We start from the raw sequence: 16,063 nt of genomic DNA, 5'->3' as shown, positions 1-16,063 counted from the left end.
TGTGCCTGGTGAAACGTTACTCGGAGTTTGTGGTGCTCTGCTGGGCGTGACCGTTCTGTCCGCTGGACTCGCCGGCGGTGCTGGACTGGCCGGCGTCGTCGGTTGCAGAGGCATCCGCAGCGTCGGCGGCTGCGGAGCCGGGCCGCTTGGCCTGCACCCAGCCCTCGGCGTTGCGCTGCGGAGCCACCGAGAGCGCAAGCGCCCCCGCCGGCACGTCCTTGCGCACCACTGCCCCGGCACCGGTGTAGGCGCCGTCGCCCACGGTCACCGGGGCGACGAAGACGGTGTTGGAGCTGGTGCGCACATGCGAGCCGATGACGGTGCGGTGCTTGTTCTCGCCGTCGTAGTTCGCGGTGATGTTGCCGCAGCCGATGTTGGTGAACTCGCCGATCGTCGCGTCCCCGGCGTAGCCGAGGTGGGAGAGCTTGCTGCCGCGGCCGATCGTCACGTTCTTGGTCTCGTAGAAGGCGCCGATCTTGCCCTCTTCGCCCAGGACCGTGCCCGGGCGCAGGTAGGTGAACGGTCCGGCGCTGGCTCCGGCGCCGATCTGTGCGCCCGAGCCGTGCACGCGGGTGACGGTGGCCGCTTCACCGACGATCACATCGGTCAGCGTGGTGTCGGGCCCGACCACCGCGTCGCGGCCGATGTGGGTGGCGCCGTGGAGCTGGGTGCCGGGGAGGATCGTGGTGTCCTCCTCCAGGGTGACCGTGGAGTCGATCCAGGTGGTGGTGGGGTCGATGACCGTGGTGCCGGCGCGCATGGCACGTTCCACGGTGCGCCGGTTCATCTCGGCGCCGAGCGCCTGCAGCTGCACGCGGTCGTTGGCTCCCTCGACCTGCCAGCGGTCGGCGGTGACCACGGCGGAGACCTTGCCGCCCTCGGCTCGGGCGATGGAGAGCACGTCGGTCAGGTACATCTCCCCCTGCGCGTTCTCGGTCGTGACCTGGCTCAGCGCGCGATTGAGCACGGCGGCGTCGAAGGCGTAGATCCCGGAGTTGATCTCGGTGATGCTGCGCTGGGCTTCGGTGGCGTCCTTGTGCTCCACGATCCCGAGCACGTCCTGCGGGTTCTCGTCGCTGCGCAGGATCCGACCGTAGCCGGCGGCGTCGTCGAGCACTGCGGAGAGCACGGTGACCGCATTCGCGCTGGCTTCGTGGGTCGCCACGAGCTCCGCGAGCATGTCCGAGGTCAGCAGCGGCACATCGCCGTAGGTGACGACGACGGTGCCGGTGCTCGCCGGTGCGCCCGCGGCGTCGAGCGCTTGCAGGCCGGCCTGCACGGCGCGTCCGGTGCCGGGGACCTCGTCCTGATCGGCGATCACCGCCTGGGGCTGAAGCTGCGTGATGTGCGCGGCCACCTTCTCGCGCTGGTGGCGGACGACGGCGACCAGATGCTGCGGATCCAGGCCCTTCGCGGCGGCCAGCGCATGCCCGATCATCGAGACTCCACCGATGGGATGCATGATCTTCGGTGTGGCTGACTTCATCCGGGTCCCGGCTCCTGCCGCCAGGACGATCACGGCGGTGGGTCGAGCTGGCTGGGGTGTGGTCACGAAGTCTGCTCCTCGAGGCGGTTCTTGGACCCCTCCAGTGTAGATAGGCCCGGCTGTACAGTTCAGTGCCGTTCCGCCTCTAGGATTCGAACCTAGACTGCACAGCTCCAAAGGCTGGCGTGCTGCCATTACACCAAGGCGGAGTGCGACGTCGGGTGCATGGATGCTCGTTCTTTCCCAGCACACCAGTTCCCGGCCACGCGCTGGTCCATCTTCGCATGCGGCGCGGCGGGAGATGAAACCGCGTGAATCCGCAGGCTGAACCGTGGCATTACCCTGGATGGGTGGCACATCTTCTGGGGGCCGAAGCCCTACACCTCGAATTTCCTACCCGCACCGTCTTTGATTCCGTGACGATCGGCGTCAATGAAGGCGACCGCGTCGGCGTCGTCGGGCGCAACGGTGACGGCAAATCCTCTCTGCTGGGCATGCTGACCGGGCGCCTGGAGCCCGATTCGGGCAAGGTCACCCGGCGCAAGGGCGTGCAGTTCGGCGTGCTGGATCAGTCCGATGACCTTGATCTTGACCATACTGTCGGGTTCTCCATCGTCGGGGACGCCGATGACCACGAATGGGCCTCGGACCCCAAGATCCGCGACGTCATCGCCGGACTGGTCTCCGACATCCCCTGGGAATCCACGATCGCGAACCTCTCCGGCGGTCAGCGCCGACGCGTGGCGCTGGCGAAGCTGCTGGTCGGCGAGTGGGACATCATCGCCCTCGATGAGCCGACGAACCACCTGGACGTCCAGGGCATCTCCTGGCTCGCGGACCACCTGAACCGCCGGTGGCCGCGCACCTCCGGCGGGCTGCTGGTGGTCACGCACGACCGCTGGTTCCTCGACGAGATCAGCACCACCACCTGGGAGGTCCACGACCGGGTGGTCGAGCCCTTCGACGGCGGCTACGCGGCCTATGTGCTTCAGCGCGTGGAGCGCGACCGTCAGGCAGCCGCCGTGGAGGCCAAGCGCCAGAACCTGATGAAGAAGGAGCTGGCGTGGCTGCGCCGCGGCGCGCCGGCGCGCAGCACCAAGCCGAAGTTCCGCATCGACGCGGCCAATGAGCTGATCGCCGATGTCCCTCCCCCGCGCAACACTGTGGAGCTCAAGAAGATGGCCACCGCCCGGCTGGGCAAGGATGTGGTCGACGTCCTGGACGTCTCCCTCGCCTTCGGGGAGAAGCAGATCCTCGACGACGTCACCTGGCGGATCGGTCCCGGTGAGCGCACCGGCATCCTCGGCGCCAACGGTGCCGGCAAGTCCACGCTGCTGAACCTGATCGCCGGGAAGCTCACGCCCGACGCCGGCCAGGTCAAGCAGGGCAAGACGGTGCGCCTGGCCACCCTGGACCAGCAGTTCTCCCAGCTGGCCGACATCGAGGGTGATCGCGTCCGCGAGGTGCTGGCCCGCGAGAAGACCCAGGTCGTGGTGGACGGCAAGGAGCACACTCCGGCCCAGCTGCTGGAGCGCCTGGGCTTCTCCACTGCGCACCTCTCGGCCCGGGTCGGCGAGCTCTCCGGCGGCCAGCGTCGCCGCCTGCAGCTGCTGATGGTGCTGCTCACCGAGCCCAACGTGATGATCCTCGATGAGCCCACCAACGACCTGGACATCGACATGCTCGCCGCCATGGAGGACCTGCTGGACTCCTGGCCCGGCACGCTGATCGTGGTCTCCCACGACCGGTATCTGCTCGAGCGCGTCACCGATCAGCAGTACGCGATCCTCGACGGGAAGTTCCGCCATGTGCCCGGCGGCGTGGAGGAGTACCTGCGGCTGACCGCCGGAGACTCCGGCGCGTCCGAGGGCAAGGGCGGGAAGAACGGCAAGGCCGGAAAGTCAGCCGCCGCGGCAGCCAAAGCGGCCTTCCCGACTCCCTCGGGGCTCTCCAGCGCCGAGGAGCGCGAGCTGCGCAAGGAGGTCGGCGCGCTGGAGCGCAAGATGCAGAAGCTGACCACGCAGATCGAGAAGAAGCAGCGGCAGATGGCAGATCACGACCCCACGGATTCCGAGGGTCTGGGCAAGCTCAGCGCCGACGTCGAGCGGCTCCAGGGAGACAACGCGAAGCTCGAGGAGCGCTGGGTGGAGCTCTACGAGCAGGTGAGCTGACGCTACTGGGGCGTCAGAACCTCAGTGCTGGTCGCGGCCGTTCTCCCGGCCATTGTCTCGGCCGTGGACCAGTCGTGCTCCGTGGGCGGGTCCGGTGACCGGTATGGCCCAGACCTCGGTGCGCTCTTCGAGGCTGGTGGCGAGCTGATGGGCGGACTCCGCGTCCCGGGCGAGGAACACCACCGTGGGCCCGGAGCCGGAGACCATTCCCTGCAGGGCACCTTCGATCATGCCGATGTCCATCATGTCCTCGAGCGTGGGCAGCTGCGCCACGGCCGGGGCCTGAAGGTCGTTGGCCATGAGCGAGGCGACCAGCTCGGCGTCGGCGGAGCAGACCGCCCGCACGAGGTCCGGGTCCAGATCCGGCTCATCGGCGGTGATGCTCTCCTGGGCGCGCATCTCGTCGAGTTTGGCGTAGATGCTCGGCGTGGAGAGTCCGGTGTTGGCCGGCACGATGACCAGGTGCAGCTCGCCGCGAGTGAGCAGCGGCGACAGCTCGTCTCCGACACCCTGACCGACGGCGGCCCCGCCGAGCATGGCGAAGGGGACGTCAGCGCCGAGCTCGGCCCCGATCTCGGCCAGCTGTTCCTTGGAGAGGCCTGCTTCCCATAGCGCGGAACAGGCCACCAGGGCAGCTGCGGCATCGGCGGAGCCTCCGCCCATGCCGCCTGCCACGGGGACGTTCTTGGTGATGGTCAGATCCACGCCGCTGGTGATGCCCAGCCTGTCACGGAGCTTGGAGGCCGCCTGATGCACGAGGTTGCGCTCATCCAGCGGGATGGCGGCGGCCACGATCTCACCGGTCTCCGGGTCCTGGGTCTGCACCTCGGTGAAGGCCGAGCGCTCAGACAGGCTCACTGTGATGGCATTGTCCTCGCGCGGAGCGGCCGTGACCTCTTCGTAGAGCGAGACGGCGAGGTACAGCGTGGCGACCTCGTGATAGCCGTCCTCACGGAGTGGGCCCACGCGCAGGCTGACGTTGATCTTGCCTGGCGCCGCGGCCGTCACATGTCCGTAGAATTCACTCTCCCGCATACACCGACCCTACTGCTCGCCACTGACATGCGGGTCTGCATCGGCTGTGCTGGAGCTGGCCGCGCCGTCGTCGGCGGCTAGTCCCTGGGTGGAGGTGTCCCCCTGGGTGGCGGCTTGTCCAGGGGCGAGGTTCGCTTCCGGGGCCGGGGTGTCCCGCAGGGCGGCGGCGATCGCCGTGTAGGCGTGGATGTCCAGGGTCTCTCCGCGGGCCGAGGGATCCACCCCGGCGGCGCGGAGCACGGTCTCGGCGTGGCTCGCGGAGCCCGCGATCCCCGCGAGACAGGCGCGGAGGGTCTTGCGTCGCTGAGCGAAGGCGGCGTCGATGACGGCGAAGACCTCCTCGCGGGTGATCTCCTCCGAAGCCACCGCGCGACGGTCGAAGCGCACCAGCCCGGAGGAGATCCGCGGCTCGGGCCAGAACACGCGCTTGCCGACCACTCCGGCCTTGCGCATCTGCGTGTCCCAGGCGGCCTTCACACTGGGAACACCGTAGATCTTGGAGCCGGGCCCCGCCACGAGGCGGTCCGCGACCTCGTCCTGGACCATGACCAGGCCTTTGCGCAGGGAGGGCAGAATCTGCAGCAGGTGCAGCACCACGGGGACGGCGACGTTATAGGGCAGGTTCGCGACCAGCACCTCAGGTCCGGCACCCTCGGCCTGACCTGTGCCGATCTCGGCGAAGGATTCCGGGGTGAGCTTCAGCGCGTCCTGCTGCATCACGTGCAGGTTCGCGGCGAGGTCAGGGCGGAACTGTGTCACGGTCTCGGGGAGCTGCCCGGCGAGCTTCGGGTCGATCTCAACCGCGCTCACCAGGGCGGACTCGTCCAGCAGACCCAAGGTGAGGGAGCCCAGCCCCGGGCCCACCTCCAGCACGTGTTCGCTGCCGTCGAGGTCCGCAAGGCTGACGATGCGACGGATCGTGTTGGGGTCGATCACGAAGTTCTGCCCCCACTGCTTGGTGGGGCGCACTCCGAGCTGCTCGGCGAGCGCGCGAACGTGGGTCGCGGAGAGCAGCGGCTGGGTGGCGGGGTGATCGCTCATGTCCAGCTCCCATAGGCCTGGGTGGTGTTGAACATGACCTGCTGGCACAGCGAGTCCAGCTTCGCCTCGCGCACCTCGGCCATGAGCCGCATGGTCTGCGGGATCAGATAGGGCGCATTGGGCTGCCCGCGGTAAGGATGTGGCGTCAAGAAGGGTGTGTCGGTCTCGACCAGGATCAGCTGCGGGTCCGCGATCGCGAGCGCCTCGCGGAGGCCGCGGGCGTTCTTGAAGGTGACGGTGCCGGCGAAGGACATGTACCAGCCGTTCGCGTTGCAGATCCGGGCCAGCTCAGCATCCCCGGAGAAGCAGTGGAAGACGACGGAGCTGGGCAGCGTGGGGGCGTCCTGGAGCACCTCGACCACCTCGGAGTGGGCCTCACGATCGTGGATCTGCATCGCCAGCCCGGTCTCCACGGCGAGCGCGATGTGATCCTCGAAGCTGCGCCTCTGTGCGGCGATCCCGTCCTGGCCGGTGCGGTAGAAGTCCAGGCCGGTCTCCCCGATGGCGACCACCTGATCATGCCGGGCCAGCTCGGTGATCCGCGCGAAGGCAGTCTCATACCTGCCCTCGGCGGCGAGCTCGGGCGCGTCATTGGGGTGCAGGGCGACGGCGGCCTTCAACCTCGGGTCCTTGCTGGCGGTGTCCACCGAGAACTCAGAGGAGGCCACGTCGTAGCCGACGCAGAGCGCGCCCACCACGCCGACGGCCTGGGCAGCGTCGAGCGCCTCGCGCACGGTGACGCTGACCTCGCCGTCACGGAAGTCGAGGTGTGCGTGATTGTCGATGACCGGCACGGGCAGCGGCTCCGGCGCGGGCGGGTATTGCAGCCGCCGCTTCTTGCCCGACTTCTCCTCCGCCTGTTCCCGGGCGGGCCCGGCGGACGTGTCGCTGGGAGCTGTGCCGTCGCGGGGGGTTGAGCCGTCGCTGGGAGCAGAGCCGGCGGCGTCGTCGTTCTTTGCGGGCGCGGGACGGTAGGCGCGCGGGACCTCCCCCGCCGTCACGGATGGGCTCGTCTCGGCACCTGCACGGTTTCGCTGCTCTTCACTCACGGTGATCCACTGTATCGCCCCACCCCCTCCGCACCCCTCTCCCACCCGACTCACGCCCCCTTCACACCCCCTTCACGCCCCTCCCCTCATCCTTTGGGCAGAAATCGTCGGGATGAGTGCGTGCTGAGTACCTCATAACGACGATTTGCGCCCAACAGATCGAGTACCGCGCTGCCGGGGCGCCGACAGACCCACCCCCAGGGCCATACTTAGGCCTGTGGATAACCGAGGAACCCGGGTTTCTTCCTCGAGAATTGGCGCATGCGACGCCCACGCGAGCTTCCCACGGGTCTCGCCAGAGGACCCTTTCTCTATGGCGATCTGCTCGGCGTGGGGTTCTCCCAGGAACGGGTTCGGCGGAGGGACATCAGCCAGTTGTCATGGGGCATTCACGTTCACCAACGTGCAGTGCCGGACACGCCCGAGACACAGATCCTTCAGCGCGCGTTGATCCTCGCTCGCGCCCTGCCCGAGTGCTGGCTGTCGCACACGACGGCAGCTCAGCTTTATGGCTGGCCCCTTCCCCCGGAGCTCAAGCAGGGAGGAGTGGTTCACCTGTCGCAACCCGCAGGTACGACCCGCCGCATCAGGCGACCGGCGGTCACTCATCATCGGGTCCGCATCCGCACGGGCGACCTCACCGACTGGAACGGCGCCACCATCACAACACCGGTGCGGACCTGGTTCGACATGGCCGGGCTGCTCAGTCTCGACGAGCTGGTGATCATCGGCGACCACTTGGTGCGACGGCCCTATCCCTTCTACGACGGCAGGCGTGAGCCTTACGCCACCCGGGATCAGCTCAACGAGGTCGTGGAATCCATGTCCGGGTCCCCCGGAAGAAAGCAGGCCCTGGCCGCAGCGTCGCTGGTGCGGGTGGGCGCGGACTCAGCGAGGGAGACGAAGTTGAGACTCGCGCTCCTCCGCGCCGGTCTGCCCGAGCCGTCGCTGCAGGTTCCCGCCCGACCTGACTCGCGGAACTCGCCTTGTGCCGATATGGGCTATCCGGAGCTGAAGCTCGCCATGGAGTACGACGGCGGCACTCATTTCACGGCCCAACAGGCCCGGTTCGACCAGAGGCGCAACAACACGTTCGTCAGTGCCGGGTGGACGGTGCTTCACTTCAACGCAGACGACAACGCCGAAGGCTTCACGTCGGCAGTCAAGCAGGTGGAGGAGGCTATCTCTCGGCTCAAGCGCCTGTGAAGGGACCCGCGCTCATCCGTTGGGCAGAAATCGTCGGAATGAAGGCGGCGGAGCGACGGATACCGACGATTTCTGCCCAATAGGCGCGGAGGCCCCCCAGGAGGCGCGCGGGTGCCCCGGGCCCGCGGGACTGAGCTCAGCCGCCCCTTCCGGGCCCGGTCAGGTCGAGTAGACCGAGTTGATCACGCCTTCGAAGTCGGCGAGCACCCGGTGCCGCTGCAGCTTCATCGAGGCGGTCATGTGTCCCGAGTGCTCGGAGAGTTCGACGTCGAGCAGCTCGAACTTCCGGATCGATTCGGCGCGGGAGACCCGGCGGTTGGCTGCCTCCACGGAGAGCCCGATCTCCTGGCGGACCTTGGGATGCTTCGCGGCGTCGATCAGCGAGAGCTGGCGGAACCCGTTGGTCCGGCACCAGTCGGAGACGGCATCGGCGTCGAGGGTGATCAGCGCCGCCACATAGGGCCGGTTGTCCCCGACCACGATGACCTGGGCCACCAGCGGATGGGCGCGGATGACCTCTTCCATCGGCATGGGGTAGACGTTCTTGCCCCCGGCGGTCACGATCAGGTCCTTCTTCCGACCGGTGAGCGTGAGGAAGCCGTCGTCGTCCAATGCACCGAGATCGCCCGTGCGGAAGAAGCCCTCCGCGTCGAAGGCCTCCGCGGTGGCGTCGGGGTTGCCGTGATAGCCGGCAAAGATCACCGGGCCCTTCAGCAGCACCTCCCCGTCCTCGGCGATGCGCACGGTGCTGCCCGGCACCGGGATGCCGACCGTGCCGATCCGGGTTGCACCCGGAATGTTCAGCGTGATCGGGGCGGTGGACTCGGTGAGCCCATACCCCTCCTGGACCGGCACGCCTATGCCGGTGAAGAAGTGGGCGATCTCGGGGTTCAGCGTGGAGGCCCCGGAGATCATGTAGCGCACGCTGCCGCCCAGCCGGGCATGCAGCTTGGAGTAGACCAGCTTGGCGAACATCGCCCGCCGCGCGCGCAGCCGCATGGAGGGGCCCGGACCGATGCCGGCTTCCGCGTCCTGCAGGGCCTGCGAATAGGCGATGGCCGTGACCCGGGCGGTCTCGAAGATCTTGCTCTTGCCCTCGGCGCGCGCCTTGGCAGCAGCCCCGGCGTAGACCTTCTCGAACACGCGGGGCACTGCCAGCAGCCAGGTGGGCCGGAAGCTGGCGAGATCATCGAGCAGCGTGGTGGTATCGGCGGAGTGCGCGACCTGCACTCCGCGGTGCAGGCAAATCAGCTGCACCGCGCGGGCCAGGACGTGAGCCAGCGGCAGGAACAGCAGGGTGCGAGATTCGTTCTCGCCCAGGATCTGCTCGGCGAAGGGCAGGATGTTGGCCGCACCCTCGGCGAGGTTGCGGTGGGTGATCTGAGCGCCCTTGGGCTGCCCGGTGGTGCCGGAGGTGTAGACCAGGGTGGCGACGTCGTCGAGGGTTGCGTGTGAGCGCGCGGCCTCGAGCTGCTCATCGCTGATGTGTTCCCCTGCGGCGGCGAGGTCATCGAGCTGGCGCAGCTCTCCGATGGGCAGCACCGAGGGTCGGGCTCCGTTGAGCTTGGCACCGGCGGCGCGCAGGCGATCGTGCAGCTCAGCACTTCCCGCGAGCGCCAGCTTCGTCTCGGCGTCCTTGAGAAGGGCACCGACCTGGTGCGGAGAGCTGGTCTCGTAGATCGGCACGGAGATCGCGCCGGCGAACCAGATGGCCTGATCCGCCACGGCCCAGCTGTAGCTGGTCGGGGCCATCACGGCCACGCGGTCCCCAGGTTCGATCCCGAGTGCGATCAGGCCCTTGGCGACGCCGCGGACCTGGTCCACGAAGCTGGTGAGCGAGACGTCCACCCAGCCACCGGTGCCGTTGGGCACAGCGTAGACGGGCTGCTGGGGGCGCACGGCCAGGAGTTCAAGCACCCCATCAGTCGAGTTCGAGTGCGGATCCAGCTGCGCCACCTGCTGGGTCGCGGCCTCGCGAATCTGATTGGTGGTGCTGGTTCGGGCCGGCTGTTCGCCGCCCGTGCTGTCCTCGCTCATGGCCCCGCCTGCTCATCGATTCCCCTGCGGTGGAGTCCCTCATCCGCTGTGTCGATCATTCTACTGTTCAACGGGGCTTTTCCGCGCGCCTCCGGGCCAGGGCGGCGTCATAGATATCGCTGGCCGGAACTGAATGCGCGGCACCGACTTCCTTGGCCGCGGTCTTGAGCTTGGTGCCCTCGTCCACCTTCTGCAGAACGACGTCGGCCAGTTCCGGAAGGCTCGGCGTTTCAGACCCCGCCCCACCGGCGGCAGCGCCGGCGATGACCAGGACCATCTCACCGCGCAGGTGGCGTTCGGAGGCCGCCGCGGCGAGTTCGCCGAGGCCGCCGCGCAGCACCTCTTCGTAGCGTTTGGTGAGCTCCCGAGCCAGCGCCGCCGGCCGGTCCTCACCCAGAGCGGCGGCGAACTCGGTGAGCGTCGCCGCGACCCGATGTGGGGACTCGAAGAGCACCGTGGTCCATTCCTCACCGATCAGACGGGCGAGCAGCTTCTTGCGCTCCCCCGCCTTGCGCGGCACGAACCCGGCGAAGGTGAAGCGGTCGGTGGGCAGCCCGGACAGGGCCAGGGCTGTGGTCACCGCGGAGGCGCCCGGAGCGACCGTGACTCCCACGCCTGCGGCGATGGCGGTCTCCACGAGACGGAACCCGGGGTCGGAGACCGAGGGCATGCCGGCATCGGAGACCACGAGGATCCGCGCGCCCTCCGCGGCCTGCGCCACGAGCTCTTCGGCTCGCGAGGCTTCATTATGTTCATGCAGGCTGACGAGCCGGGCGTGGGTGCTCACCTGCAGCGCGCGCGCCAGATGGCGGGCCGTCCGGGTGTCCTCTGCGGCGATGATCTCCGCGCTGGCCAGCAGGCGCTTGAGCCGGTCGGTGGCGTCTCCGAGGTTGCCGATAGGCGTCGCCGCCAGCACGATCGGGGTGTCCCACAGGGTGGAGGCGGCTGTTGCCTCGAGACTGTCATCGGATCCATCTGCTGCGTCTGAGTCCATGACACGCCTGCCTCTGATTGGTGATCGGCTTGCGCCAAGTAGCATACCCATAGTGACCTCCGCCGAGCCTGCCCGCCGCATCCCGGCCCCCGCCGGTGAGACCGCCGAGCCCGGCGCAGGCGGGTCTGGACTGGGCAGATCTGGGCTGGGCAGATCTGGACTGGGCAGGCGCACCTCCGGCACGACAGACGCGGGGGCGTCCGCGCTGAGCCGGATGCAGCGCCGGCTGGGCGCCGAACCCTACCGCCCCGGGATCTGGGGTTGGATCCTCCCGGCGCTGGTCGCCGTCTTCGCCGGCATCCTGCGGCTGCGCGATCTCGCCACCCCGCACCTGCTGATGTTCGATGAGACCTATTACGCCAAGGATGCGTTCGCGCTGCTGACCGCGGGCTACGAGCTGGAATGGGCCGAAGACGCCGATGAGGCGTGGCTCAGCGGGAACGCCCAACCCTCCGATGAGGCCGCCTACGTGGTGCACCCGCCGCTGGGCAAGTGGCTGATCGCGCTCGGGCTGCGAGTCTTCGGATACGACTCCGCCTTCGGCTGGCGGATCTCTGCGGCCGTGGCAGGCACGCTGGCGGTGCTGCTGATCGCGGTGATCGCGCAGCGGATGTTCCGCTCGGTGTTCCTGGGCGCCTTCGCCGGGATGCTGACGGCCATCGAGGGTCATCACCTGGTGATGAGCCGGGTCGCGCTGCTGGACATCTTCATGATGTTCTTCGTGCTGGCCGCCTTCGGCGCCCTGGTGGCTGATAGATACAGCGGACGACGGCGGCTGGCCGAGTGGGCGGTGGCGCCCAGCGGCCCAGGGCCACGGTTGGCGCTGCGCCCGTGGCGGCTGCTCGCGGCCGTGCTGCTCGGCGCCGCCGTCGCAGTGAAGCTCTCCGCACTGGCGTTCTTCGCGGTCTTCGGCGTCATGGTGATCCTGTGGGACCTGCAGGCTCGGCGTGCCGCGGGCGTCGACCGGTGGTTCCGGGTGGGGCTGCTTCGTGATGCGGTCCCGGCGGTTCTCACCGTGCTGCCGGTGGCGGCCGCCGTCTATCTGGCCAGCTGGTCGGGCTGGCTGTTCTCGCGGGAGGGCTGGGGGCGGATGTGGCACCTGAGCCACCCCGCCGAAGGGCTCGCCGGGTTGGTCCCCGGACCGATCCGCTCGCTGTGGAATTACCACGTCTCGGCCACCGACTTTCATCAGGGCCTCAGCAATGGGCACGAGTACGCCTCATCGCCCTGGACCTGGCCGTTCATGGGCCGTCCGGTATCGATGCACTACGACGGGATCGCGGAAGGCGAGGTCTATGCGCAGACCGGAGAGACCTGCCACGCGTCTGCGTGCTCCTCAGCCGTGCTGGACCTTGCCAACCCGCTGATCTGGTGGGCCGGGCTGATCGCCGTGGTGATCGTGCTGGCCCTGTGGCTGGGCCGGCGGGACTGGCGCTACGGTGCGATTCTCTCCGGGTTCGTGGCGGGATTCCTGGTGTGGCTGCTGTTCCCGGACCGCACGATGTTCTTCTTCTACACGATCAGCTATCACCCCTTCCTGATCCTGGCGATCACGGCTGTGGCGGCCCTGGTGCTGCGCATCGGCACGGGGGCGCAGCGTGCCGACGGCTCCCGGCGTGGCACCGGGGTGATCGTGGCAGCCCGGCAGCGCAACACGGTGATCCTGCTGTGCTTCGTGCTGCTGTGCGTGGCGGCCTCCGTGTTCTTTCTGCCGCTCTGGACGGGTGAGATGATCCCCTACGAGCAGTGGCGAATGCGCATCTGGATCGAATCTTGGCTCTGATCTCCGGCTGACCGGCCGTTCGGCGGGACGAGGAGGAGGGCGGAGCATAAGCTGGGCTCATCCGAACCGGTCGACAAGGAATGTTTCGAACATGGCCCTCTCTGTCTCTGCGCTGCCGTCACGGACCCTCGCCGCGGAGGGCCGCCACTGGTCGGTCGAGCGCGCCTGGCCCGTCGCGGGCCGGGCCGAGATGCTCGTCGTCGAAGTGGCCTCTGTGCCCGATGAGTACGCGAAGACCGCCGATGCCGACTCTGAGGATCCCGGTATGGCCGCTGGCACCGACTCGCGGACCAGTGAAACCTCCGCCGGGACTCATCTGCCCCGCCGCGCGCGACGTGCGGGCAGGTTCTGGATCGAAGAGCGCGCCGATCTAGCCCGACCGACCGAACACGTGGAGCTGTTCCCCGACGGCACCGACCCTGAGCTGCCAGCCCTGCAGGACGCCGCCCGGGGAGGAACCGTGATCGCCCACGAACCAGGCCAGCGCGCGGTGGTGCGGCACAGCACACGGAGTCGCAAGGGTCGCTCCGACAGCGCAGATGAGACCTACACGGTGGTCCTCCCTCCCGGCCAGGCGCAGACGCTGCGTGCCGGGATGCGGCACGCGCAGGCCTTTGCCGGCCCCTTCCGGCTTCCACGCATGGTCGCCGAAGACGACTCCACGGTGACGTTCCAGGCGCTGCCGGGAGTCTCTTTGCACCGTCCGGAACGCTTCGGACCGAGCCAATGGGAAGAGGCCTGGGACCAGGCACTCGATGCCTGGTCCACCGCGATCCAGCACCCAGGCGAACTTCCCGCGAGCACCCCAGTGCACGACGCCGCCGCGGAGGTTGATCGACTCCAGCGCTGGGAGGAGAAGACCCGGCCCTACATCATGGGGGCTGAGCTCTTCCAGGAGGCCGTGCACGCCGCCTGCGAGTCACTGGCGAAGCTTCCCAAGGGCCGCCTGATTCCCGCTCATCGACACCTTCGCGATGAGGATCTGCTCTGGTCCGCAGACCTCGGCCCCGCTCTGTTGAAGGTCTCCTCCGCCGGATGGGCCGATCCTGCGCTGGATCTCGGGTCGCTGCGCGCCTGCGCACGATGGAACGAGATCCGTGGGCTGTGGGACGCGCAGCAGCGCTCGGTGGTGTCCCAGTTGATCAACGACACGGCCTATCGGAATGGCGTCTCCGCCCAGGCGCTGGCCAGCTATGAGCACAGCGCCCTGCTGCGGCTGAGCTGCCAGTACACCTTCTCCCCCAGCCTGGCCGACGCAGCAGAACATCTGCGCGCCGATCTTGTCCAGGCTCGGCAGCCGCACTGAGACTCTCTCCATGACCCCGTCCCCCACACCCTCCCAGGACGCCAAGGCAGCGGTGCGGCGGAGGCTGCGCGCCCGCCGTCGGCAGCTGAGCGCGCAGGAGCTCGCCGCCCGCGGCGAAGAGGTGGCGCGGGTGCTGGTGGGCGAGATTCCGGCAGATTCGGCTGTCGCGGGCTACCTGCCGATTCCGGGTGAACCCGACGTGCGGCCGTTCCTCGGCCAGCATCTGCTCCGCGGAGGTTCGGTGTTCCTGCCAGTGGTCGATCCGGCGCAGCAGCAGGACCCTCGGCTCCGCGAGCTCCAGTGGGTCCATTGGACCGCAGAGAGCGAACTGCGCCGACACGCGGTTCTGCCGATGGAGGAGCCCCTCGGGGAGCGGATCAGCACCGCAGAGCTGCGAGGTCTTCATCCTCACGGGCTCACGGTGCTGGTTCCGGGACTCGCCGTGGACCACGACGGCGCACGGCTGGGTCAGGGCGGCGGCTTCTATGACTCGACCTTTGGGCCTGGGACGACCGGTTCGGCCCGCAGAGAAGTACACGCTGATCTCCCATCTATTCGTTTCATCTCGGTGGTCCACGCCGAAGAAGTCTTCGACGCCGGTTCATTTCCCGTCGAGGCGCACGACCTCCGCGTGGACGCCATCGTCACCGAACGCGGGGCCATCACGATCGGGCCCTTATAATCGACTGTCAGCAATGACGCCTGGTGCCCGGCGATCTATCCAGCCGGGCGACACCTTTTACCTCTGAGGAACTCGATGCCCACTTATGCCTACGCCTGCAAGGACTGCGGCCACGCCTTCGACATCGTGCAGAAGTTCAGCGAGGATTCGCTGACCGTGTGCCCCGAGTGCGAGGGCACTCTGCGCAAGAAGTTCGGTTCCGTCGGCGTCTCCTTCAAGGGCTCCGGCTTCTACCGCACCGACTCCCGCGCGGCAGCCGGCGCCGGTTCGGAGTCCAGCAAGACCTCCAGCTCGGAGGGCTCCTCGTCCTCCGGCGGGTCCTCGAATTCGTCGGGATCATCAGGATCTTCGGGATCTTCGGCGCCGAGCAAGGCCACTTCCGGCGCGGGCTCCTCGAGCTCGGGAGCTTCGGGGTCAGGTTCCTCCAGCTCATCGAGTTCCTCCAGCTGAGGAATCACGCGAGTCTGCGGGACCTGCCTCTGCACCGCTCACCCGCGCACTGCGCAGACTCAGGTGCAGCCGACCTTCCTGGGTAGCCTGCGCGATCGACTCTGCGGTGGCTAGATCCACCGCCAGAATCACCACGCTCCCCGCCTCTCCGCCGGCCGGCAGCCAGTTCTCGGACTCATCCTTCGGAGTCCACAGCACCGGTGCCGCGGTGGCCACCGGCTCAGAGGAGGACCCGCGCTCCGGGGTGTCGGAAGAGACGAGGACGTCCACACGCTGACCCGGAGTGAGCAGCCCGATCATCGCGGGATCTGCTGGTCGCACGGGGACCGCCACCGTGCCCGGGTCCTGACCGGCCAGCAGCCCCGGCCCGACCAGCTGGTTCGGATGAATCAGCGCCCCGGCCGGCAGCGGCACGGCCACCTGCTGCCCGAGCACCTGGTCGATATCTGCGCTGTATCCCCGCGGGACGGCCGCTTCATCTACGGAGACCTCTTCCACCACCCCGGCGCTCAGCCGCTCTCCCGCAGCGACGTCGGTGTTGACGCGCAGCGCAAGAGCCGTCTCCAGCTGACCCTCCTCGCTGGTGAGCAGGGCGGCCGCCGCCGCGCCCAGGCCGAGAATCACTGCAAGCGGTATGCGGAACCGCTGCAGCAATCGGGGAAGCGCAGAGCCGTGCAGTCTTCGGCTGACTCGCGGGGGTCTGTTGCGGCTTCGACGCGCCGTCCCCCTGGGGTGGGTGCTCCGAGACGGCGTGCCCGGAGGTGACGTGCCCTGGGCTGGGCGTCGCAGCTCACGTCGTTGCGGCGGTATCTGGTGCCTGGGC

The 16,063-nt window shown here is 68.4% G+C and carries 13 protein-coding genes, 1 tRNA gene and 1 pseudogene; 6 read left to right on the top strand and 9 right to left on the bottom strand.

Going from position 1 to position 16,063, the window contains the following annotated elements:
* Positions 1 to 16: 16 nt before the first annotated feature.
* On the bottom strand, positions 17 to 1,486 hold the full coding sequence (glmU, locus tag H4W26_RS12930) for a bifunctional UDP-N-acetylglucosamine diphosphorylase/glucosamine-1-phosphate N-acetyltransferase GlmU (protein WP_192592775.1): 1,470 nt from the start codon (positions 1,484 to 1,486) through the stop codon (positions 17 to 19).
* A 137-nt stretch (positions 1,487 to 1,623) separates the two neighbouring features.
* Positions 1,624 to 1,695, bottom strand: a tRNA-Gln gene (locus H4W26_RS12925).
* Between the two features lie 141 nt (positions 1,696 to 1,836).
* Between H4W26_RS12925 and H4W26_RS12920 the strand changes: the two genes are divergently transcribed.
* A complete protein-coding gene (locus H4W26_RS12920) occupies positions 1,837 to 3,657 on the top strand; it encodes an ABC-F family ATP-binding cassette domain-containing protein (RefSeq protein WP_192592604.1) in 1,821 nt (606 codons plus the stop codon).
* A 21-nt stretch (positions 3,658 to 3,678) separates the two neighbouring features.
* Here H4W26_RS12920 and H4W26_RS12915 read toward each other — a convergent pair whose 3' ends face one another.
* The 3 genes from H4W26_RS12915 to H4W26_RS12905 are packed head-to-tail and all read right to left on the bottom strand — an operon-like array spanning position 3,679 to position 6,782.
* Complete coding sequence (locus tag H4W26_RS12915; protein ID WP_192592603.1) at positions 3,679 to 4,692, bottom strand: 4-(cytidine 5'-diphospho)-2-C-methyl-D-erythritol kinase; 1,014 nt, start codon at positions 4,690 to 4,692, stop codon at positions 3,679 to 3,681.
* 9 nt (positions 4,693 to 4,701) lie between these two features.
* A complete protein-coding gene (gene rsmA, locus H4W26_RS12910; protein ID WP_192592602.1) occupies positions 4,702 to 5,733 on the bottom strand; it encodes a 16S rRNA (adenine(1518)-N(6)/adenine(1519)-N(6))-dimethyltransferase RsmA in 1,032 nt (343 codons plus the stop codon).
* Entirely contained in the window at positions 5,730 to 6,782 is a 1,053-nt protein-coding gene (locus H4W26_RS12905) for a TatD family hydrolase (protein WP_318779887.1), read from the bottom strand. Before H4W26_RS12905 ends, rsmA begins: the two co-directional genes overlap by 4 nt.
* Before the next feature lie 261 nt (positions 6,783 to 7,043).
* On the opposite strand from H4W26_RS12905, the gene H4W26_RS12900 reads away from it, so the two are divergent.
* Positions 7,044 to 7,988 carry a DUF559 domain-containing protein gene (locus H4W26_RS12900; protein ID WP_192592601.1) on the top strand — a complete coding sequence of 315 codons (945 nt, stop codon included), beginning with the start codon at positions 7,044 to 7,046 and terminating at the stop codon, positions 7,986 to 7,988.
* A gap of 159 nt (positions 7,989 to 8,147) precedes the next feature.
* Here H4W26_RS12900 and H4W26_RS12895 read toward each other — a convergent pair whose 3' ends face one another.
* Both H4W26_RS12895 and rsmI read right to left on the bottom strand, forming a co-directional pair.
* A complete protein-coding gene (locus H4W26_RS12895) occupies positions 8,148 to 10,025 on the bottom strand; it encodes an AMP-dependent synthetase/ligase (RefSeq protein ID WP_225940025.1) in 1,878 nt (625 codons plus the stop codon).
* Positions 10,026 to 10,092: 67 nt separating this feature from the next.
* Complete coding sequence (rsmI, locus tag H4W26_RS12890) at positions 10,093 to 11,019, bottom strand: 16S rRNA (cytidine(1402)-2'-O)-methyltransferase (RefSeq protein ID WP_225940024.1); 927 nt, start codon at positions 11,017 to 11,019, stop codon at positions 10,093 to 10,095.
* Between the two features lie 52 nt (positions 11,020 to 11,071).
* Here rsmI and H4W26_RS12885 point away from each other — a divergent pair, with 52 nt between their 5' ends.
* The 4 genes and pseudogenes from H4W26_RS12885 to H4W26_RS14080 all read left to right on the top strand — a co-directional run.
* The gene (locus tag H4W26_RS12885) at positions 11,072 to 12,802 is read left to right on the top strand and encodes a dolichyl-phosphate-mannose--protein mannosyltransferase (protein ID WP_318779886.1); all 1,731 of its coding nucleotides are present in this window, start codon (positions 11,072 to 11,074) and stop codon (positions 12,800 to 12,802) included.
* A gap of 91 nt (positions 12,803 to 12,893) precedes the next feature.
* Complete coding sequence (locus tag H4W26_RS12880) at positions 12,894 to 14,108, top strand: hypothetical protein (RefSeq protein WP_192592599.1); 1,215 nt, start codon at positions 12,894 to 12,896, stop codon at positions 14,106 to 14,108.
* 10 nt (positions 14,109 to 14,118) lie between these two features.
* A complete protein-coding gene (locus H4W26_RS12875; protein ID WP_192592598.1) occupies positions 14,119 to 14,790 on the top strand; it encodes a 5-formyltetrahydrofolate cyclo-ligase in 672 nt (223 codons plus the stop codon).
* A gap of 75 nt (positions 14,791 to 14,865) precedes the next feature.
* A pseudogene (locus H4W26_RS14080) lies at positions 14,866 to 15,006 on the top strand (FmdB family zinc ribbon protein); the annotation flags it as partial.
* Positions 15,007 to 15,020: 14 nt separating this feature from the next.
* On the opposite strand, the gene H4W26_RS14075 reads toward H4W26_RS14080, so the two are convergent.
* Both H4W26_RS14075 and cpaB read right to left on the bottom strand, forming a co-directional pair.
* Complete coding sequence (locus tag H4W26_RS14075; protein WP_318779896.1) at positions 15,021 to 15,248, bottom strand: hypothetical protein; 228 nt, start codon at positions 15,246 to 15,248, stop codon at positions 15,021 to 15,023.
* Positions 15,220 to 15,864 carry a Flp pilus assembly protein CpaB gene (gene cpaB, locus H4W26_RS12865; RefSeq protein WP_192592596.1) on the bottom strand — a complete coding sequence of 215 codons (645 nt, stop codon included), beginning with the start codon at positions 15,862 to 15,864 and terminating at the stop codon, positions 15,220 to 15,222. Before cpaB ends, H4W26_RS14075 begins: the two co-directional genes overlap by 29 nt.
* Between the last annotated feature and the right edge of the window lie 199 nt (positions 15,865 to 16,063).

This window comes from Nesterenkonia halotolerans (genome assembly GCF_014874065.1).
Taxonomy (GTDB): Bacteria; Actinomycetota; Actinomycetes; order Actinomycetales; family Micrococcaceae; genus Nesterenkonia; species Nesterenkonia halotolerans.
This window is presented reverse-complemented; position numbering and strand designations above follow the sequence as displayed.